Origin of the sequence: Bradyrhizobium sp. 63_E2_N1_3, assembly GCF_052076005.1 — a bacterium.
Lineage (GTDB): Bacteria > Pseudomonadota > Alphaproteobacteria > Rhizobiales > Xanthobacteraceae > Bradyrhizobium > Bradyrhizobium barranii.
Window position 1 is genome coordinate 5,833,362 of the sequence record NZ_CP197235.1, and the last position, 19,834, is coordinate 5,853,195.

General features: G+C 57.2%; 16 protein-coding genes and 1 pseudogene. 13 read left to right on the forward strand and 4 right to left on the reverse strand.

What is annotated here, in order from left to right:
- The first annotated feature begins 8 nt into the window (after positions 1-8).
- The 9 genes and pseudogenes from AB7531_RS28195 to AB7531_RS28235 all read left to right on the forward strand — a co-directional run bounded on the left by AB7531_RS28195 (position 9) and on the right by AB7531_RS28235 (position 9,274).
- Positions 9-1,742: an ABC transporter permease gene (locus tag AB7531_RS28195; RefSeq protein ID WP_231144559.1), complete on the forward strand. Its 1,734-nt coding sequence runs from the start codon at positions 9-11 to the stop codon at positions 1,740-1,742.
- Between the two features lie 27 nt (positions 1,743-1,769).
- Complete coding sequence (locus AB7531_RS28200; protein ID WP_063984074.1) at positions 1,770-3,074, forward strand: ABC transporter ATP-binding protein; 1,305 nt, start codon at positions 1,770-1,772, stop codon at positions 3,072-3,074.
- A 267-nt stretch (positions 3,075-3,341) separates the two neighbouring features.
- Positions 3,342-3,614, forward strand: coding sequence for a hypothetical protein (locus tag AB7531_RS28205; protein ID WP_063984075.1), 273 nt, complete (start codon positions 3,342-3,344; stop codon positions 3,612-3,614).
- A gap of 138 nt (positions 3,615-3,752) precedes the next feature.
- Positions 3,753-3,944 (forward strand): hypothetical protein, encoded by a 192-nt coding sequence (locus tag AB7531_RS28210; RefSeq protein WP_063984076.1) that lies wholly within the window; start codon positions 3,753-3,755, stop codon positions 3,942-3,944.
- A complete protein-coding gene (locus tag AB7531_RS28215) occupies positions 3,941-4,237 on the forward strand; it encodes a hypothetical protein (RefSeq protein WP_063984077.1) in 297 nt (98 codons plus the stop codon). The genes AB7531_RS28210 and AB7531_RS28215 overlap by 4 nt, the downstream gene beginning before the upstream one ends.
- A 780-nt stretch (positions 4,238-5,017) precedes the next feature.
- Positions 5,018-6,454: an O-antigen ligase family protein gene (locus tag AB7531_RS28220; protein WP_441280193.1), complete on the forward strand. Its 1,437-nt coding sequence runs from the start codon at positions 5,018-5,020 to the stop codon at positions 6,452-6,454.
- 166 nt (positions 6,455-6,620) lie between these two features.
- A pseudogene (locus AB7531_RS28225) lies at positions 6,621-6,773 on the forward strand (transposase); the annotation flags it as partial.
- Positions 6,740-7,807, forward strand: a complete 1,068-nt coding sequence (locus AB7531_RS28230; protein WP_231142186.1) for an IS3 family transposase — start codon at positions 6,740-6,742, stop codon at positions 7,805-7,807. The pseudogene AB7531_RS28225 and the gene AB7531_RS28230, both read left to right, overlap by 34 nt.
- 132 nt (positions 7,808-7,939) lie before the next feature.
- A complete protein-coding gene (locus AB7531_RS28235) occupies positions 7,940-9,274 on the forward strand; it encodes a cellulase family glycosylhydrolase (protein ID WP_187387741.1) in 1,335 nt (444 codons plus the stop codon).
- Between the two features lie 80 nt (positions 9,275-9,354).
- On the opposite strand, the gene AB7531_RS28240 is transcribed toward AB7531_RS28235, so the two are convergent.
- The 4 genes from AB7531_RS28240 to AB7531_RS28255 form a co-directional block, all read right to left on the reverse strand.
- Entirely contained in the window at positions 9,355-10,908 is a 1,554-nt protein-coding gene (locus tag AB7531_RS28240) for a hypothetical protein (RefSeq protein WP_441280194.1), read from the reverse strand.
- Between the two features lie 523 nt (positions 10,909-11,431).
- Positions 11,432-12,433 carry a glycosyltransferase family 2 protein gene (locus tag AB7531_RS28245; RefSeq protein ID WP_063984083.1) on the reverse strand — a complete coding sequence of 334 codons (1,002 nt, stop codon included), beginning with the start codon at positions 12,431-12,433 and terminating at the stop codon, positions 11,432-11,434.
- A 152-nt stretch (positions 12,434-12,585) separates the two neighbouring features.
- Entirely contained in the window at positions 12,586-14,064 is a 1,479-nt protein-coding gene (locus tag AB7531_RS28250) for an undecaprenyl-phosphate glucose phosphotransferase (RefSeq protein WP_084795182.1), read from the reverse strand.
- A gap of 310 nt (positions 14,065-14,374) precedes the next feature.
- The gene (locus AB7531_RS28255; RefSeq protein WP_084795183.1) at positions 14,375-15,040 is read right to left on the reverse strand and encodes a transglutaminase-like cysteine peptidase; all 666 of its coding nucleotides are present in this window, start codon (positions 15,038-15,040) and stop codon (positions 14,375-14,377) included.
- 442 nt (positions 15,041-15,482) lie between these two features.
- On the opposite strand from AB7531_RS28255, the gene gmd reads away from it, so the two are divergent.
- The 4 genes from gmd (at position 15,483) to AB7531_RS28275 (ending at position 19,804) form a co-directional block, all read left to right on the forward strand.
- On the forward strand, positions 15,483-16,580 hold the full coding sequence (gmd, locus tag AB7531_RS28260) for a GDP-mannose 4,6-dehydratase (RefSeq protein WP_063984084.1): 1,098 nt from the start codon (positions 15,483-15,485) through the stop codon (positions 16,578-16,580).
- The gene (locus tag AB7531_RS28265) at positions 16,561-17,499 is read left to right on the forward strand and encodes a GDP-L-fucose synthase family protein (RefSeq protein WP_085404108.1); all 939 of its coding nucleotides are present in this window, start codon (positions 16,561-16,563) and stop codon (positions 17,497-17,499) included. Before gmd ends, AB7531_RS28265 begins: the two co-directional genes overlap by 20 nt.
- A gap of 202 nt (positions 17,500-17,701) precedes the next feature.
- Positions 17,702-19,000, forward strand: coding sequence for an O-antigen ligase family protein (locus tag AB7531_RS28270; protein ID WP_161495915.1), 1,299 nt, complete (start codon positions 17,702-17,704; stop codon positions 18,998-19,000).
- Between the two features lie 159 nt (positions 19,001-19,159).
- Positions 19,160-19,804 carry a hypothetical protein gene (locus AB7531_RS28275; RefSeq protein ID WP_085404109.1) on the forward strand — a complete coding sequence of 215 codons (645 nt, stop codon included), beginning with the start codon at positions 19,160-19,162 and terminating at the stop codon, positions 19,802-19,804.
- Positions 19,805-19,834: the final 30 nt, after the last annotated feature.

Genomic DNA, 19,834 nt, shown 5'->3' on the forward strand with positions numbered 1-19,834 from the left:
ACCGCATCGTGAGGCTACAGGATATTCGCAGAACCACAATCGGGTTGGCAGCACGTCCCAATGTCTGGGACGTCGCGGCGCTGATCCTCGTCATCGGCGCCATGGTGCTGATCGTCTATGGCGGCCAGCAGACCGTCGCGCCCCTGTCCGAACTGGAGCGCGCGCCGGTCTCGCTCGATCCGGCAAACCTGCCGCTCTACGCCTTGCGCACGACGTTGCGGATGCTGCTTGCGATGGTGTGCTCGACTGTCTTCACTTTCGTCTACGCGGCGATCGCCGCCAAGAGCCGGCGCGCGGAGCTGGTCATGATCCCGCTGCTGGATATCCTCCAGTCGGTGCCGATCCTCGGCTTCCTCACCTTCACTGTCGTCTTCTTCATGAATTTGTTTCCGGACCAGGTGCTGGGCGCCGAGCTCGCCTCCGTGTTTGCGATCTTCACCAGCCAGGCCTGGAACATGACGTTCAGCATGTACCAGTCGATCCGCAACGTGCCGAAGGACCTCGAGGAGGCCACGCAAAGCTTCCATTTGTCCGGCTGGCAGCGCTTCTGGCACCTCGACGTCCCCTTCGCGATGCCGGGACTGATCTGGAACGCGATGATGTCGATGTCGGGTGGCTGGTTCTTCGTGGTCGCCTCGGAAGCGATCACCGTCGGCACGACCACGGTGACCTTGCCGGGGATCGGCTCCTATGTCGCGCTGGCGATTCAGCAGCAGGATTTGTCGGCCATCCTCTACGCCCTCCTGGCGATGCTGCTCGTGATCATCGCCTATGATCAGCTGCTGTTCCGCCCCATCGTCGCCTGGGCCGACAAATTCCGCTTCGAGCAGACCGCCTCAGGCGAGGCGCCGGCCTCCTGGATGCTCGACCTGTTCCGCCGGACTCGGGCGCTGCGTGCGCTGACCCTTCCTTTCGCGGCGCTGAACCGCGCGATCTCGAACTTGCGCATTCCGCTGCCAAAGCTGCCGCCCGCGGCACCAGGTAAAGACCAGACGTCACGCCTCGTCGATACGGTCTGGATCGCATTGATCCTCGCCGGCACGGCCTATGCCGCCTGGCTGACCTATCGCTATCTCTCGGCCAGTCTCGGAATGTCCGACGTTCTCGTCGTCATCAGGGACGGGCTCATCACGTTGTTGCGCGTCGCCATCCTGATCAGCCTCGCCACGCTGATCTGGGTGCCGGTTGGCGTGTGGATCGGGCTTCGCCCGAAGCTGGCCGAACGGATCCAGCCGCTGGCCCAGTTTCTGGCGGCCTTCCCGGCCAATCTCGCCTTCCCCGTCTTTGTCGTCGCCATTGTCAGCTTCAAGCTCAATCCAGACATCTGGCTGAGCCCGCTGATGATCCTGGGCACGCAGTGGTACATCCTGTTCAACGTGATCGCGGGCGCGAGCGCCTTTCCGACCGATCTGCGCGAAGCCGCCGGCAGCTTCCATCTCCGGGGATGGCGGTGGTGGATCAAGGTCATCCTGCCCGGAATCTTCCCGTACTACGTCACCGGTGCAATCACGGCATCCGGCGGCTCCTGGAATGCGTCGATCGTCGCGGAGGTCGCAAGCTGGGGCGACACGCATCTGAAGGCCACCGGGCTCGGCGCCTATATTGCTTCCGCAACGGAAGCCGGCGACTTCCCGCGCGTCGTGCTCGGAATTGCCACGATGTGCATCCTGGTGACGTTGTTCAATCGACTGATCTGGCGGCCGCTCTACGCGTTCGGCGAGCGGCGCCTGCGCCTTGGCTAACGAGACTTGAGTAGAGGAGAGCCCATAATGCTCGACCAAACTGCCACATTGATCGATATCCGCTGCGTCTGCCGCTCCTTTCCAAAGGGTAGCGGCGATGAATTTCTGGTGCTAGAGAACGTCGACCTAACGATCCGGCCAGGAGAGATTGTTGGACTGCTCGGCCGCTCCGGGTCCGGCAAATCGACACTTCTACGGATCATCGCCGGACTGGTCAGCCCTTCGTCAGGCGAGGCAACGTGCCGGGACCAAGCCATCATTGGCCCACCGAACGGCGTTGCCATGGTGTTTCAATCATTCGCACTGTTTCCCTGGCTGACGGTTCTGCAAAATGTCGAGCTTGGACTGGAAGCGCTAGGCGTCGATGCCACCGAGCGCCGCAAGCGCGCACTGGCGGCGATCGACCTGATCGGCCTCGACGGCTTCGAGTCGGCCTTCCCAAAAGAGCTCTCGGGCGGAATGCGCCAACGCGTGGGCTTTGCTCGCGCTCTTGTTGTGCACCCCGACTTGTTGTTGATGGACGAACCCTTTTCGGCGCTCGATGTACTCACCGCTGAGACGCTGCGGACCGATCTGATCGATCTCTGGATCGAGGGTCGACTACCCATCAAGTCGATCCTGATGGTGACGCACAATATCGAGGAGGCAGTCCTGATGTGCGATCGCATCCTGGTATTTTCATCCAATCCAGGGCGTGTCGCCGCCGAGATCAAGGTCGACCTGCCTCATCCACGCAACCGGCTTGATCCGCATTTCCGCCAGCTTGTCGACAGCATCTATGCCCGCATGACCCAGCGCGCCGAGCCGAAGGCATCTTCGATCGAAGGCATTTCCGGGACCGGTATCGGCATGACTCTGCATCACGTCTCATCCAACGTGCTGTCCGGCCTGATCGAGACGCTGGCGGGACCGCCCTATCACGGACACGCCGACCTGCCCGTGCTCGCAAGCCAGCTCCAGCTCGAAGCAGACGAAATCCTGCATCTCGGCGAATCTCTTCAGCTTCTGCGGTTGGCCCAACTCAGCGAAGGGGACTTGATGCTGACGGAAGCAGGCAAGCGTTTCGCTCATCTCGAGACCGACGCACGCAAAAGGTTGTTCGCCGAACATCTCGTCGCATACGTTCCGGTGATGGGATTGATTCGCCGCGTGCTCGACGAACGTCCCTCGCACACTGCGCCCGTGGCGCGGTTCCGCAACGAGCTCGAAGACTATATGTCCGAGGATTATGCGGACGAAACGCTCAAGACGATGGTGTCCTGGGGCCGTTATGCCGAGCTGTTCGCCTATGACGAGCAGTCCGAGACTTTTAGCCTTGAAAATCCGGGCTAATAAGCTGCTAGGGTCGAGCTCGGCGCGCGGGTAGTCGAAGCTGCCGTTGGGCGCATCTCGATCAACGGAAAGGCCGCCCTTGCCGCCAGGCTGCCGCAACAGCATCCGGAGAGTCTCGAGCGCCTCAAGCGCGGATCGATGGTCTGACGATGTGCGGCTATCGGATATTGAGTCGAAATTCGTCTGACAGGCTTTCGGCAGAAGAGGCGCCGATGTCCGACCAGACTTCGATTGGAATACGCCGACAGTGCCAGCTATGGGGTACCGATGAAACGCGCCGCGAAACGATCCTTCGCCAACCCAGAAGTCGCGGCCCGCAAGCTGGTAGAACTCGCGACGACTATTGAAGCGGTCGAGGACGGCCGCATCCACATTGAGAAGATAAACGCGCCCTTCCTTTACACGCTAAAAGCCAGTGGCTCGGAGTTTAAGGCCGGCATCAAGTATGCAGTTGAATGCGGCTGGCTCGAGCTGCATGAGAGCGGGACCTATGTCCGGCTGATCGGCACCAGCGCAAAAGCGGCCCCAGCAAAAGACTAAATTGCCGGGGCCGTTTGGAGGTACCTTGGCGGTAATGGGGTCGCCAGGTGGCCATGAGCATAGGAAAAAACGGCAATCAAATCTGTCTGCTTTTGCACAAAGCGTTATAGTTCCAGATCGGGAACGGAACCGATCACCATGAAAGACATGCAGGCTCAGTTGGAAAAGCTGCGAACGGATGCTGCCGAGTGCGCCTTGATTCGTGATCTGGCAACTGAGCCCAGGAAGCGAGAACTGTTCACCAAGCTGGCCGAGCATCTGACAATCCTGGCCGATGAGGTTGAACGCGCCATTGGTGCCGCGGGACATGATCTGAAGCGGAAGGAATGACCGAACGAGGCTGGGGTCGGCGTTTCAAGGATCCGGTCACGATCGACAATCACGTACTGGTGACGCTGCTCGACGCCGGCGAGTACATCGCCACGCTGCCGAAGAAAGAGCACGCCGTACTGGAGTGGCAAGCGGCGATGGAAGCCTTGATCGTGGTGGCGGAAGGTGGTGGCCCGACGATGTTTGCCCGCATCGGGGTCATGCGGGCATTGAACCGCCACTATGTCCCGGAGCTTAGCCCGAAGGGCAAAGAGCCTCATTGGGGCCGGCGAAAGCTGAAGAGGGATCAATAAGAGGCCGTCTCAGTTGGCGGCCTCAAAGCTTGAACAACAAGATTGCCACTAGAACGACGGGGAAAAGCCCGACCAAGCAAATGAAAAACCGAAACGCCCATTCCTCACGCATCACCTTAGCGTAGCTGGGGCTTTCTTCCTTGGCATGTGCAGTCTGTGCCGCCGGCCGCCAGGTGGCAGCTCGAACCCTCGCGAAATCGGAAAAGCCGCAGCGTGGTTCCAGCCCCCACTGCGGCATTCCCGGAATAACGAAAAAACTTGGTGCTCAAATCGCGCCGGTGTTCCTTCAGTAGAACACCCCGTTCCGAAAATGGAGTCCGGACAACTACCGGACTCCGGTTTTCTACGCATTGTCACTTGGAGGGCCAACATGGCACGCCATAGCAATTCCAGCCCCAATGCTCCCGGCTGCCGATCCAATTGCGGATTAGAGCGCAGGGAGTGGTAGGCCCGCCAGCGCTCGAAAGCTTCGCAGGAAACTCAACTGAGGCCGCCAGCTGGGGCTGCCTACGTCACGCTTGCGGTGGCCAACCATCTCCCAGAGATTGCCACGAGTAGACCGCCTAAAACGGTTCGAGGGTGACGGCGGGACAAAAGACCGACCGCGGCAACTCGGCTATTTTAAGCTTGTTTCGCAAATACTTAATTATTTATTTCCCTGGTATTTAAAATGTGCTGTAGCAATATTCGGGGAATCCTCGTCGTTTACGATTTGTCGCCCACTGAGACATTCGCGTCCTGACGACCTCTCAGCGTTCGTCGCGCAAGACCAGTTGGATCATGCAACGAAATTCGGTTTTTCAAAAACGTAACTTCTATCGGCTCAAGCTTCAGCGACCTACAGAAAATTCGGGACCGCCCTCGGTTCCGTTGCCGGTCACGATCATTTCCGGAATTTGCACGATCGCGATGATCGGCGGATTTGCGCTGCAGATTGCCGGCATCGACACTGGCCGTCCGATGGACCTCGGTGCAGATGGCTCCCTTCGCAGCCAAATCGTGCTGAGCTTGTGCTATTTGGTTGCGATTCTTCTCCTGATCTCGTCCAATTTCTGGACAACCGTTCGTCATAGCTGGCCTGTATTTATCCTTCCTCTGCTGGGCTTCCTATCAATGTTGTGGTCGCCAGACCCGCTGTTGACTCTGCGAAAGAGCGTTGCCCTGTCTGGGACCGTACTTTTTGGAATTGCCATTTGCTCAAAGTTTGGAACGGTAGGCTCGCTGCGTTTATTCCTCTGGACGCTGTCCTCTATTATCGTTGCAAGCTTTGTCTGGGTCTTTGTTTTTCCTTATCAGGGTGTCCATCAGGCCACAGATGTTTTTCCTTTTGAGGCGGTCCACGCGGGTTCCTGGCGCGGGGTGATTGGCCATCGGACCGCCTTGGGGCAGCTGGCCGCGCTGTCGTTCGTACTCGTGCTCTTTTATGGCCGCGTTGCCTTCACAAGTTATGCAGTTCGCGTTGCCATCATCACTATCAGTCTGGTGTGCCTGTACGGAGCCAACTCCGGTGCCGCCTACGCCGTAGCGGGTTTCATGCCCGTCCTGCTGGCCACGCTGATGCTCGTGGGTCGATGCTCATTTCAAATACGAATAGCCGCATTGCCGTTCCTGACGCTTGCGCTTCTGATGATCGCATTATTCGGCGGCGATCTTGCAACGCTCACACTTAATGCTCTTGGAAAGGAGCCCGATTTGACGGGCCGCGTTCCGCTGTGGGGCTACCTGATTGGGCTAGCCGACCAGCGCCCGCTCCTTGGCTACGGTCTCGCAGCAGGTTTTACCAAGATAGTATCACCTCAGATCGAAGGTATAGGATACGGTCAGTTCCTCAACGCGCATAATGGCTTTATGGAGATACTAATTTCGTTCGGGTATGTTGGTCTCGCACTATGCTTGGCCCTGCTCGCCTGGCAATTTTGGATTGCGGCGCGACTTCTGATATCTGGAGATGAAGAGAAGTCGCACATCAACGCGTTTCCGTTGGCGATTTTCATTTATATGATTGGGGCCAACGTTGTAGAGTCGGCGTTTCTAGCGCCAAATAGCTGGTATGCGGTCTTGCCGGCGATGGCGATGGTGACCGCGAGCTCCGAGCTTTCCGCATTGAGACGCTTGGGCGCGCGTTCTAGATCGCTCAACAGTCCCCCCGGACTGCTCAAGCGCCAGTACAGGCGAGAGCCTAAACGACGATTGGGAGTTGGCTCCAACCCCGCCTAGCCGGCCGCCGGCTCCAATCAACTCCTAACGCCGGAAGGTCCGCCGAGATTGTCGAGCGGCCGTTAGAAATCAAATTTGTCTACGCCGAAATGTTCTCCGCTGGTGACCTGCCCCTGCCGATTTCCTCCAGTTGAAGTTAGAGTCCGGCCTTCTGAAGGACGGACAGATGAAGCGAGCCAGGTTTACGGAAGAGCAGATTATTGGCGTGCTGCGTGAGCATGAGGCGGGTGCGAAGGCTGCCGATTTGGCGCGGAAGCATGGCGTCTCTGAAGCGACGCTGTACAATTGGAAGGCGAAGTTCGGCGGTCTGGACGTCTCCGATGCCAAGCGGTTGCGGCAACTCGAGGACGAGAACGCCAAGCTGAAGAAGCTGCTGGCCGAGCAGATGCTGGATGCTGCAGCGCTACGCGAGCTTTTGTCAAAAAAATGGTAGGGCCCGTCGCCAAGCGCGAAGCCGTCGCGCACCTGCAGGCCGTCATGGGTCTGGCGGAGCGGCGGGCCTGCGGCATCGTCGGCGCTGACCGCAAGATGGTTCGGTACCGATCGTGCCGACCGCCGGACACCGAACTACGCGGCCACTTGCGCGAGCTTGCTAATGCCCGTCGGCGGTTCGGCTACCGCCGGCTGTTCGTGCTGCTTCGCCAGCAGGGCGAGCCGTCCGGGCGGAACCGGATCTACCGTCTGTATCGAGAGGAAGGCCTCAGCGTGCGCAAGCGCCGGGCCCGCCGCCGCGCCGTGGGCACCCGAGCGCCGATACTGGTCGAGGCTCGGCCGAACGCCCGGTGGTCGCTGGATTTTGTCCACGACCAGTTCGCCAGCGGCCGTCGCTTCCGGGTCCTGAATATCGTCGATGACGTGACCCGGGAATGTCTGGCGGCCATCCCCGACACCTCGATCCAGGGGCGGCGGGTGGCACGCGAACTGACGGCGCTGATCAATCAGCGCGGCAAGCCGGGCATGATCGTCTCCGACAACGGCACCGAGTTCACCTGCAATGCCATGCTGGCCTGGTCGGAGGAGAACAAGATCGACTGGCACTTCATTGCGCCGGGCAAGCCGATGCAGAACGGCTTCTGTGAAAGCTTCAACGGCCGGATGCGGGACGAGCTTCTCAACGAAACCTTGTTCTTCGGCCTCGATCACGCCCGCGCCAAGATTGCGGATTGGGTCGGCGACTACAACGGCCAACGCCCGCATTCCTCGCTCGGCTATCTGACCCCTGCGGCCTATGCCGCCTACCTCACCGCAACGTGCGATCGGCTGCGCAACCCCGACCAGCTCCGCCGATCGCACGTTGCTCACACCGCGCCAAACGGCGTAACATCCGCCGAGACTCTAACCGCTACTGGGTGAAACTTCAGGGGCAGGTCACTGGCCGCAAGATATCAAAGCGGAGGCAGGTCGGACATCCACGGAGTCGTCGATAACCTAAGATTGGGCATTCCATTGAACGCTTGTCACTTTCGAGAACTACGGACGATGGCGATGGCTACAGCTCTTGCCATCTGCTGCTCGGGCCTTCCCTCTCACGCGTCAATGCAGAAACCGCAGCTGAGCGACGGCCCTGCCTTCTCCGATAATCACAAGACCCTGGTCTGCTTAAACACATTTCAGCCGTTCGGATACGGCTTGTCGATCGGCCCCCCAGGATCGGCTGTTTACGACGAGGATCCCTTTCGAAACGGCGGCTCCGACCAAGCAATCATGCCAAAATCGCGGCTCGCTTTGATCAACTCGTCTGGCTTTGACTGCCTCAGAATGGTGATAGACGTTGGCGCGTTGATGTCGGCTCGCTCCGAAACCTTACTTGATGCATTAGTTGCGCAGATAATGATCGGCATTTCCCGGAGAGTAGACAGTGGACTGAGGGTCCTAGTGGATATTCATCCCTTCCCTCGAGGAGCTCACCCGGTCTCCGGCTTCGCGGATGTCGATTTGCTGGATGGCGAGACCGGGGAGAAGTTTCAGCGCTTGATCCACGTCGTCAGCAAGCTTGCCATTTCCATCGGGGCGCGCTTTCCGCCAGCTCTGGTTGCTATCGAGCTTTTCAACGAACCCCCGTCACCCACTTCATTCAACGATCAGCGCCCCTGGAACGAGCAAATCGAATTCTACTGGAAGCAGATCCGCCTGATCCTGCCAACTCACACATTAATCGTGGCCGGAACCGGCTTCGCGGAGCTCGACGGATCGGTCAGCGGGGACTCGTCAGCGGGTGTTGTCAATCTAAGGCCCGACCGCTTTGACGCGAATACCGGCTATGCGATCCACCCCTACGAGTCCGCCACCTTCACGCATCAAGGGTATGCTGGATTCTTCTCTCATGTCGGCGGTCTTGAGTTTCCTGCTGCAATGGACAGAGATGGTAAGCTCGCCGCAGAAAATATCTTTCGAAGAAACGTGGCGGCAGATCCAAATCTGACCCACTCGGCAAAATCGCAACTAATCTACGACTTTCTGTATCGAACGGTTCACAGCTACAGCTTCGAGAAGTACAGGACAACCTTTGGCAATGCGGAGTTGTTGCTGAAGCGAATGAATGTCGTAAACACCTGGGCCGACCTTCATCACTTGTCACGCAAGCAAATCATGAATACGGAGTTTGGCGTAAATCGCGACCAAGCTGGTTGCGTCGGAAAGGCTCCCTCGAAAAGCGCCTTCAATTTCGTCCGGGCGATACGGGACAACTCATTTGCAAGCGGTATAGGACTGATCACTATCCATCAGATGCAAGGCGATTGTTTTGCGATCTCTTCTGCAGCTCCCCCGTTCGCATTTGAGGCGGATATGCTGGAGGCCCTGAGGCTGCCCGGAAGGTAGGTTCTCGAAGAGCACTTTGACTTTGAGCGACCGAAGCCATGGCTCGATCAAACGGCGCCTGAGGGCGAGCCCATCTATCCCTATCGGGCCCAACGCGTGATCGCGCGACTCAGGGACTGCAGGGACGACGGCATGGTCAGACTGAGACTCGCGACCTCATCCTTACGCAGTGGGCGTACAACAAACACCGTCAAGAAGAAGAGACCTGTAGCCAGCACGGCCAAGGTTAGGTTTCCGAAGTCTGGTCGGGCGTAGCGAGCAAGCAAAGCAAATAGAACGGAGCCGCCTGCCGCTGTTCCGACCTGGAGCGAGCGAACGGGGTCTATTGCCCGCCATGTCTCGACGCGTCGATGGGCAAGCATGATGATTCCGATACGGATTGCACTTTCAGTGAGCGGAATGAACAGGACTGCGAGAAGGCCCCAACGATCTGCAGTCAGGTAGAGAGCTGCGACCCCCAGCAGCGATACCGGCCAGAGCGCCAGGAAGACGGTGTGCTTAAGCTGAGCGCTCGTAACAATCTCGCATATCCGGTAAATCGTCTGAAACAAGAGGATCAACATGACCAACGGGAGCAAGTAGTAGTACGGAGCATATTCCGGCCGTGATACAAGCGCGATGATCTCTCGTCCCGCGAGGCCGGTAAGAATTGAGAAAGCCAGAAAGCAGACCAACTCAAGCTTGAACACCAACGAAAGCGAGGAAAACACTCGCGCAGGCGCCATCGTGAACCTGGCGAACAAGGGCTCCAGACTTGGGAGGATCATCAGACCGGGAAACGCTCTTTGAATCGAAACGCAAAGCCCTTGCACAAACGAAAATGCGGAAAACGTAACAATATCGAGCCCGCCTTTGGCAAATATCCTGACAACCGAGGGACTGGTAATCAACCAACCAATGTTGGACGCGTAGATTGATGCGGCGAAAAGCGGAGCATCCTTCGCGCTCAGGCGGGGCAATCGCTGCTCGCTGGTCGCGATCAGAAGACTTGAGATATGCGGCCTGAGCCGGATCAATTTTAAGAGTATGATGATCACCGCAACGAACGTCGTCACAGCCGATATTGCGATCACTGTAGCGCCGCTGATTTCATGACCGGAAAGTGCAAGAAGGAGTACGCACGCGCTTCGCAAAAGGACATCGATCGTTCCCGATATCGCGGTCGTCGCGTGCACAATCCAGCTTTGCGCCAACATCTCCAAATCGGTCGTCACCGCATAGCCCGCATACCAAACAGCGAACGCGCAGATCGTAAGCATCCCTTCGCCCATCAGCAACGTGTCTCGCGCGAACGTCGCGAGCAGACCAATTGCACCCAGCGCCACCAGGATAGATCCCCCCCTTACGAGAGCCACCCTCTTCAACAGGGCCGCGAGGCCTTGATAGTCACCATCCGCTGTAAGCGATGGAACATAACGCAGCAACGTACGATCAATGCCGAACGAAAGTAGCCGCTCCATCGTCAAAAGGATTGCAAGGAAGATCGCATAGGTCGCGTAGCCGCTCGGCGGTAGCGTTTTCACCACAAGGATCTGAAAGAAGAATCCCAGGAACAGATTGATGAACTTGAACGCGTAGTGGATCTGGAACGCGCGATGAATATTGATGTGCTTATGTGGTCCTTCGGTATTCACGGCCTGTCGAATCCGCACAGAGACTTCCGATCGAGGTCACAGGCATCGCGAGCGTTCACGTCGATCGCCACCTTCGACCTTTCACTCTCCGTCGTGAGCGACAGAGCGCGCACTCTGGTTCCATCTGGAATGCTTACCCCGCCGAAAACCACTGCATAGCAACCAAACTCGACGCCGCTTCCCACTGAAGGGACCGCACTTGAGCTCTCACCCTTGTTTCCCAACGTCACTCCGTGCCGCAAAGTGCAATCGTCGCCGATCCGAACGTCAGGGTGAATGCATATGCAAAAGGGATGAAATATCCGCAAGCCCCAACCAATCCGTGTTCGCGCCAAGATATCGATCTTGAAGAAGAAGCAAACCGTTTTGTAAATACAGTTGGACACCGCGTAGAGGACACGCGTCTTGTCAAACTCAAAGAAAAAATTAGTCAGACGAAAGCCGGCAATAAACACCTTTACTCGGATCGATTTATTTCTCCGCAGCTCCCTTCGCAAATTAACAAGGAACATTTCTTCCCTCATTATCGCGACAACCGTAGCGTTTCGACCGTGAGCGGCTTGAGGGGAGAGATTCTAGGCCTGAAGAGCCCGAAGAGCATGCCTATCGTGAAAACATGCCAGCCAATAACCATATAGGTTCCATTCGAAAAGGATTTTTTCCAAACTGTTAGGGCCAGGATGATGGCGGCAACTCCAAGAAGAGCCAAGGCGGCAAACGCTGCTCCGTAAGACGTGAACAAAGCAAGCAACGCGAAGGCAGACCAGTATCCAAGCACAGCGACCCAGAGCTTAAATTCGCGAAGCGATCGTATCACACGCGCGAAGTAGCCAGCGTTGATCGATGCACGCAGCATTTCGCCTGGTGCGAAAATGTATCCCATCTTCACACGGTGAAAGAGCAAGCGATATGTGCTACTAGTATGACCAAAGTGCTTGGCGGCCGGGACATTCAACCGCACAAGTTTCCAACCGCTAGACCGAAGTCGCGCTCCAAGGTCGAACTCCTCGTACCCGTGTAGATTTCGATCCGTTAAGTAGCCGAGTTCATCGATCGCGCTCCGTCGATAGAGCCCCCCGCCTGCAAGGCGATCAACCTCACCTAATGGATTCAAGTGAGAAAGATTCCGTGCGCGGTTCTTGAATTCGATATTCTCCGTCGACATTTCGTCGATCCTGCCCCCTACCCCAGCCACGTCGGGATGGTCGTTGAGGAAGGCTAGAGCAGTCTTTATGAACTCCTTGTCCAGAACCATATCTCCATCCATGAGACAGAGAAAGTCGCCTTTGGCGTGTGCATAACCAATCTGCGGACCTGCTCCACAACATCGCTCACTGGCGTTCGCGATCCTGAAAATCGAGATTGGATAAGGGAGGGCGCACTCAAGCGTCTTGTCTACAGAAGCGCTATCTACGAGCACCACCTCGCCTTCCGGGCTCGGAAGCGCGGCCAAGGCGCTCTCGATTGCCGAAGCGATATGCACTTCCTCATTATAGGCTTTAATAATAATACTGACGCGGGTCACGAGAAACTCACCTGATTCAGCGTATCGGAGAACTACGAAGCGTTCGCGGCTTTCAAAATGCAATAAGCCACAGACTGCGTCGAACGCGGTTGCGGTGTGCCGCCAATTTAACGTTTGATTACGAAATGGCGAGTCCTGGAGCGTCGGGATGCTTAATAGGCGTTTCGCGCGCTCGCAACCTCAATGCACGTCCTCAACAGGATCTTCAGATCCAACAACAGGCTCCAGTTGTTGATATACCAGAGATCGAGCTCCACCCGGCGCTGCATTTGTTCGACTTGACGTGTCTCGCCCCGGAATCCGTTCACTTGGGCCCAGCCAGTGATGCCCGGCTTGACGTGATGGCGAAATGCGTAGTCCGACATTATTTCCCCATACTGGATGTCATGCACCAATGCATGCGGTCGCGGACCAACCAGCGACATATCACCCTTCAGGACGTTAAAGAGTTGCGGAAGCTCATCGACGCTCAAGCGGCGCAAGTGACGACCTACTCGTGTTACTCTCCGATCGAAGCGCGTCGCCTGGACAACCTTGTCAGCGTCTTCGGTTACGGTCATGGTACGGAATTTTAGAATCCTGAACTGCTTGGCGTTGAAGCCGTTTCGTCGCTGACGGAACAGGACCGGTCCCGCGGAATCCAACTTGATTGCAATCGCGGCAATGAGAATCGGCGGCCAGAGTAGAAGGAGGAGCACCAGGGCACCAACGACGTCAAACACACGTTTCAAAAGATGCTCGACGCGGGAGAGCGGACCGCGCTTGATTTCGATCGCAAAATTTGGCTGCCAAGCAAATGTGAGATTTCGCGTCAGACCCCGAACAATCCGATCCGGGAGCAATTGAACTGGAAGTGGCGAAGCCCGCATGCATTCGCGTATGAGTTCCAGCCTCCGCGACTCACTCCAGGAAACTGCCAATACGATCGCTTCGGCCCCTTCTTGCCTTGCGCTATCCATAGCTAGATTGAGCACGCTCAGTTCGCTGCGGGTCAGCTGCATGGTCGACAGGCTTGGGCTTGGAAGAGTTAAGCGGTCGATTTCGCTCAGGCCGAAATCCCCCAATAACTGCTCGCTGTCCAGCGCCGCCAACTCATCCCGCGATCCAACGAGGACGGCTCGACGACCAGCTAGCAGTCCTTCGGACACGACAACTTTAATGGCGCGCGTGACGGCCCACCGCGCGACCAGCAATAACGTGGCTGTCAGAGCGACAAAAGTGACAATCGAACCACGCGAAAAGATCGCGCCAACCTTGAGCAGGAAAGCCAGCAGGGCCAGTAAAAGACCGACGACAAGCCAACGTTTGATGATTTTCCGGTAAACGGCATGTGACGAGACAATGGAGCCGAATTGGTAGAATCCCGCCGCGTGTGCCATCCACAAGTAAAGGATTGCGGCGACGCTTCCCGCAAAGGCATCAAAATTACTGACAACCAGGCCTGAAAACGCTTGATAGATAGAGCAACCTAGAATGCTCGACACGATAATTACGAGAAAATCGACCCCGGCGCAAAAGTACCCAGCCATCGCGTGAGGAAATCGGAGCCGTGGCTCCTTGCTTGCCGAGCCGACGCTGTCACGAGAGAGGATCGCCTCGCTCGACGCCAACTCGCCGCTACTGTTTGGCATGAAAAATCACTCAAAAATATGCGATTCGAAAACTCGCTTGTTAAACAAGCGTGCTTTGAGCATATTTTTGATTGACTGTTAAACTAACTTTCGATTAATTCTGATTAAATTTTTAACGCGACATGCCGCGGCGCGCCCTTTGCGCCGACTTCTACCTCAAATGGATGCTGGCAACGCTTTTTCGTAAGGGTTGTACTTGCGAAAATTGAGGCTTAGCCAGTGCGACTGCGGAATGGTGGACTTCCGCGTTCCAAGGAGCCGGGCATCAATTCCGCGCTGAGACTTGCGGCCATGGCACCAGATGGAGATATTAATCGAGGCCAACCTTAACGGCCTCGAGACTTGCCGTCCGCTCACGTCTTGAGCTCCACGACACGATGGTAGCCCAAAGCCTAGCATTTCCTGGTGTCTGCATGCGGGCGAACCGATAAGGCGTCTTCGACCAAACTCGGATTTCGGCGGTTAGGTTATCGAGAACGAGGTCAGCCGACGCCGTCCGCACCACCAGAACAAGGTGATGCTCGCCTGAGGAAGTAATCACCTCGCTCAGAAGCAAGGCGCGCGCCGGCCAACCTCGCGCAAGTAGCTCATGCCGCTTAGTCACCGCATAGTCGTTACAGTCGCCAGTTCGGGGGCCAACGATCCAGGTTTCAGTTGCAAGGCCGCCGAGGTTGGCCGTTGGTACAATCGTGCCATTTACAGTGTTGTTGACTTGGACGACATCGGACCATCGCGACGAAGTCAGCTTAACGGGCCCGCCGCGAAAGATCAGCCTTCGAACTGTGCATTCTGCAGGGTAATCCATGCAGAACCTCACATGAGCCATCGGCGCCAACGCCGGCGCGCTGAGCTGAATTCGTTCCAATTGCGCCCGCAAGCCGCGCGACATATTGGAAATTCCCGCATTTGCTCCATCGGAGATTGCGGCAGATAGCAGCGCAATCATCACCGCGGCAATCTTTGGAATCTCACGCATGTCGAATTGCTCCCCCCCGCATTACCGAGAGCATCATGCGCATGGGCAATTTGAGATTTGGCCCTACTTTGTCGAAGCTTTTTACTCAACTGTCGCGGACTTTATTAACCAACCGCCTCGCCCGCTACACCCGCGCTTGCGAAGGCTACGGCGAATGTCGCTCCGCATGCAGCGAGCCGATACCGAGCAGAGGAAGATGCCTTGTGCAGCGCGCGGCTTGCGAAAGGTGCTTGACCGAGGCTGAACACTTCAGGCTGCCGCAGTTTCCAGCGGCACCCTTCCTTAAATACCGGCAGCATTTAATTTGAGGCGGCGATGCTGAGGACGCATTGAAATTCGCCGTTGAGAATTAAGTATTTTGGTCGATTTGATGCAAAATAGAATTATACCCCGCTATGTTGATCTACGGACATGAGGTTGCGAAGAAATTACGAGGAGATGAATGCTCTCGGGAACTACACCCAAGGCCTCGAAACAACGTGTTGCGTTGATTAGCGGCATTACTGGACAGGATGGAGCCTATCTGGCCGACTACCTTCTAGGCCTCGGCTACACCGTGCACGGCATCAAGCGGCGGTCGTCCTCGTTCAATACCGCGCGGATCGATCACCTCTACAAGGATCCGCACCACGGCAACGTGCCGTTCTTGCTGCACTATGGTGACATGACGGATTCGACCAACCTGATCCGGCTCATGCAGCAGGTCAGGCCGACCGAGATCTACAACCTCGCGGCCCAGAGCCATGTCAGCGTCAGTTTTGAAAGTCCAGAATACACGGCAAATGCCGACGGGATCGGCGTTTTGCGTATGCTTGAAGCGATTCGGATTCTCGGCATGGAGAAGGAAACGCGATTCTATCAGGCATCGACCTCCGAGCTTTACGGCCTGGTACAGGAAGTTCCGCAAAGGGAAACGACGCCGTTCTATCCTCGATCGCCCTATGGTGTCGCCAAGCTATATGGCTATTGGATCACGGTGAACTACCGAGAGGCGTACGGCATGTATGCTGCGAACGGCATCCTGTTCAACCACGAGAGCCCGATACGCGGCGAGACCTTCGTAACGCGCAAGATCACGACCGGCGTGGCTCGTATCGAGGTCGGCCTCGAAGGCACGCTCTATCTCGGCAACCTCGAGGCCAAGCGCGACTGGGGCCATGCGCGTGATTACGTCGAAGGCATGCACAGGATACTGCAGGCAGACGCGCCTGACGACTTCGTGCTGGCGACCGGAGAGACGCGCTCGGTTCGCGAATTCGTCGAACTGGCCTTTGCGGAGGTCGGCCGTACAATCGAATGGCGCGGCAGAGGCGTCGAAGAAACTGGTGTAGACCGAACTTCGGGCAAGACAGTCGTGCGGATCGACCCCAGGTATTTTCGCCCGACAGAAGTCGACCTCTTGATCGGAGACGCAAGCAAGGCGCGCGAGAAGCTGGGATGGCAACCAAAGATCCCGTTCGCTCAGCTGGTGAAGGAGATGATGGCAAGCGATCTGGCGATCGCCAAGCGGGAGGTCGCCAATGGCAGACATCCCGTTTGAGCTCCAGGGCCGGCGCGTCTTCGTCGCCGGCCACCGTGGGATGGTCGGATCTGCGCTAGTGCGCCGGCTTGCGCGCGAAAATGTGGAACTGCTGACCCTGCCCCGCAGCGAGGTCGACCTGCGCGATCAGACCGCGGTAAACGCCTGGTTCGCCCGCAAACGCCCGCACGTAGTGTTTCTTGCGGCAGCGAAAGTCGGCGGTATCGCTGCCAACGACAAGCTGCGCGCGGAATTCCTTTACGACAATCTGGCGATCGCAGCCAACGTGATACACGCGGCATACGTCGGTGGGGCCGACAAGCTGATGTTCCTCGGCTCGTCGTGCATCTATCCCCGGCTGGCGCCGCAGCCGTTGCGCGAGGACTCGATACTGACCGGTCCGCTTGAGCACACCAACGAGCCTTATGCGATTGCCAAGATCGCTGGCATCAAGATGGTCGAGGCCTACCGTAGCCAGTACGGCGCCGACTTCATCAGCGTGATGCCAACCAATCTCTATGGCGTCGGCGACAATTATCATCCTGAATACAGCCACGTGGTGGCCGCTCTAATCCGCCGCTTCCACGAGGCGAAGGTCTCCGGTGCAAAGAACGTTGTGGTCTGGGGGACGGGCGCACCGCGCCGGGAATTCCTTTGTGTCGACGATCTTGCGGACGCCTGCATTCACCTCATGAAGACCTACTCCGGCGATGAACCGGTCAATATCGGCACCGGCGAGGACATCACCATCTCTGACTTCGCCCGCCTGGTCGCCACCGTGGTCGGCTATATAGGCGGGATCAGCTTCGACCCATCAAAACCCGACGGCACGCCACGCAAACTGCTCGATATTGAAAAGATCACCAAACTCGGCTGGCGCGCTGTCACTCCGCTTGCTGAGGGTATCGCGCTCGCCTACCGGGCGCATCTCGATCGGTAACGACGAACGCATATACTCTCAAGTCGGCGAAAAGAGGTACGACCAATTTCGTCGTGTAATGAGCCAACGACGAGGTTAAAGCGGAATTCTATTGACGTCGCATCAGGGGGAGATCGTCACGTTTGCATTGATGTCGCAGACTCGAGTTTCAGCGCGGATACTATTCCTTGTCGTAGCTCTAGCACCCCTGCCGTTCGGGTCGATGGATGCTTGGGTCGAGGCGCTTTGGTGTATCGTTCTCGGCGCCGCCGCAATTGCAGCCTCCCCCGACCGCCTCCGGCGCCATCATGCCCCCATCTTTTTCGTCCTCGGGATTGTTGTTGTTGCCTACGCAATGGTTCTGCATGAACAACTTGCACTATCCCCCTGGTTTGGTGCTTCGCGTCCCTCGCCCTTGTGGACGCGAACCAGCGAGCTGCTGGGTGTTCCGTTGGCTTCCACGGTATCTATTGCACGCCATCAACCGATCTATGCACTTGGAGCTCCCTTTATCGTTATTCTCACCATCATCTGCGGCATCATCGTCGGGAGCGACCGAAGCTTGGCGACCCAACTACTCAAAGTTGTCGCCTGGTCCGGAGCTACGTACGCGATATTCGGCCTTGCGTCGTTCCTGATTGATCCGACAAAGGTGCTGTGGGTCGAGAAAGAGGCTCATCTCAGTTACTTGACTGCTACGTTCACCAACCGGAACACTGCAGCCGTGTATTTCGGCAGCTGCTCGATTGTATGGCTTCTATTTACGTCCGAAAGCATTCGTACTTTCGTTAAACACAACGGGTTCGCTTGGGGGCAGGTCTTTTCTCGGATTCTCTCGGAGGCACCTCGCGACGTCCTGCTACCGTTCTTCATGTTGTCACTTTGCGTAACAGCGATGTTCATGACGGGCTCCAGGGCTGGGATTGTTCTCTCCCTCGCCGGCCTCGTCCTCGCGCTGCTCCTGTATTTCTATCGAGATCTACCGGGGCGGTCCGGAGCCCTCATTGCCTTCGCTATCAGCCTCGGTGTGGTGATCGCCCTCTTCCAGATCCTGGGGGCCAGCGTAAGCGGACGATTCAGCGCCGAAGGGCTTTCTGATGCGATGCGGCTCGATACCTACCGGTCAACCGTAGCGAGTATCGCGGATCATCCCTGGCTGGGTACCGGCATTGGAACCTTTCCTTCGATGTTTCCTGCTTATCGGTCCCTGCACGGATCGATGTGGGGGACGTGGGACCGCGCTCACAACACGCTGCTGGAGATTGCCTCTGAAGGAGGTCTCCCGCTTACGATGACGATCGTTGCAGCCTGGGGTTTGGCGCTCGCTGTCCTGATCAGAGGGATAAAGGTGCGCAGGCGAGATCGTATCGTTCCCATTGCCGCATTGTCGATTTCAGCGGTCGCTTTGGCTCATTCCCTGGTGGATTTCTCGATCCAGGTACCCGGATTTGCAATCACGGTATTTGGGCTTCTCGGCGTGGGACTGAGCCAATCGTTCCCGAGCGGCAATCGGATTCAATGAGCCCCGCGCTCCCGGCCCAACACCTATCTGGCAGGATTTACGATATTTAAACTTCAACCGCCCGCCGAGCGATCGGGCGCGCGGACCAATTGTGTCTGCCTCCCCACCGTGATATTGATTTTTAATTAAACTTTTTCGTAAGTTAATGGGAGATTTAATATGCCATTTGATCTTTATCGCAAATGTGCATTTGCCGCCACTGGCTGGATCCTGTTACTGGCTGCCGTGGGGCTCTCCACGCATGGAGCTATGGCACAGCCGTCCCTGACCTCGGCCGATTTTCAGAGCAATCCCGGAAGCGTACTGGAGCGAAACAAGGATGGAGGCGCCATCCTGCTGACATTAATTCGAAATCTCGCGGTCGACGATCCGGCGACGCTAGCATCGATTTTAACTCTGCTGTCGACCGCCAACAAGGATCAAAAATTGGCGATCGGTGGCGGGCTCGCTCAAGCAGCCAAGATCGTGATCGTCTCTAATCCAACCTACGCCAACGAAATTCAGCAGGCGATCATCCGGACAAAGGATCAGGACGTCGTTCTCGCTTTTGCAGCCACATCCGGAGATCAGCCGACTGGCGAAACGGGTGCGGGTGGCGGCGCGGGCGACACAGGCGCCGGATCGGGTGGCGGATCTGGCGGGCAGACCGGCTCCACGAGCTCCAGGTTTGGGACGCCGTCTGCGCCATCGATCGGACAAGGTGGTGTGACGATCGGAAACTTCTCAATCTCATCGGCCGCATCCAGCGCGTCAGCCCCCAGTTCAAACACGACAAATAGAATATCGAACAGTGTAAGCCCCTAGAGCCACACTGACTCCCGATGGCCAGCATTC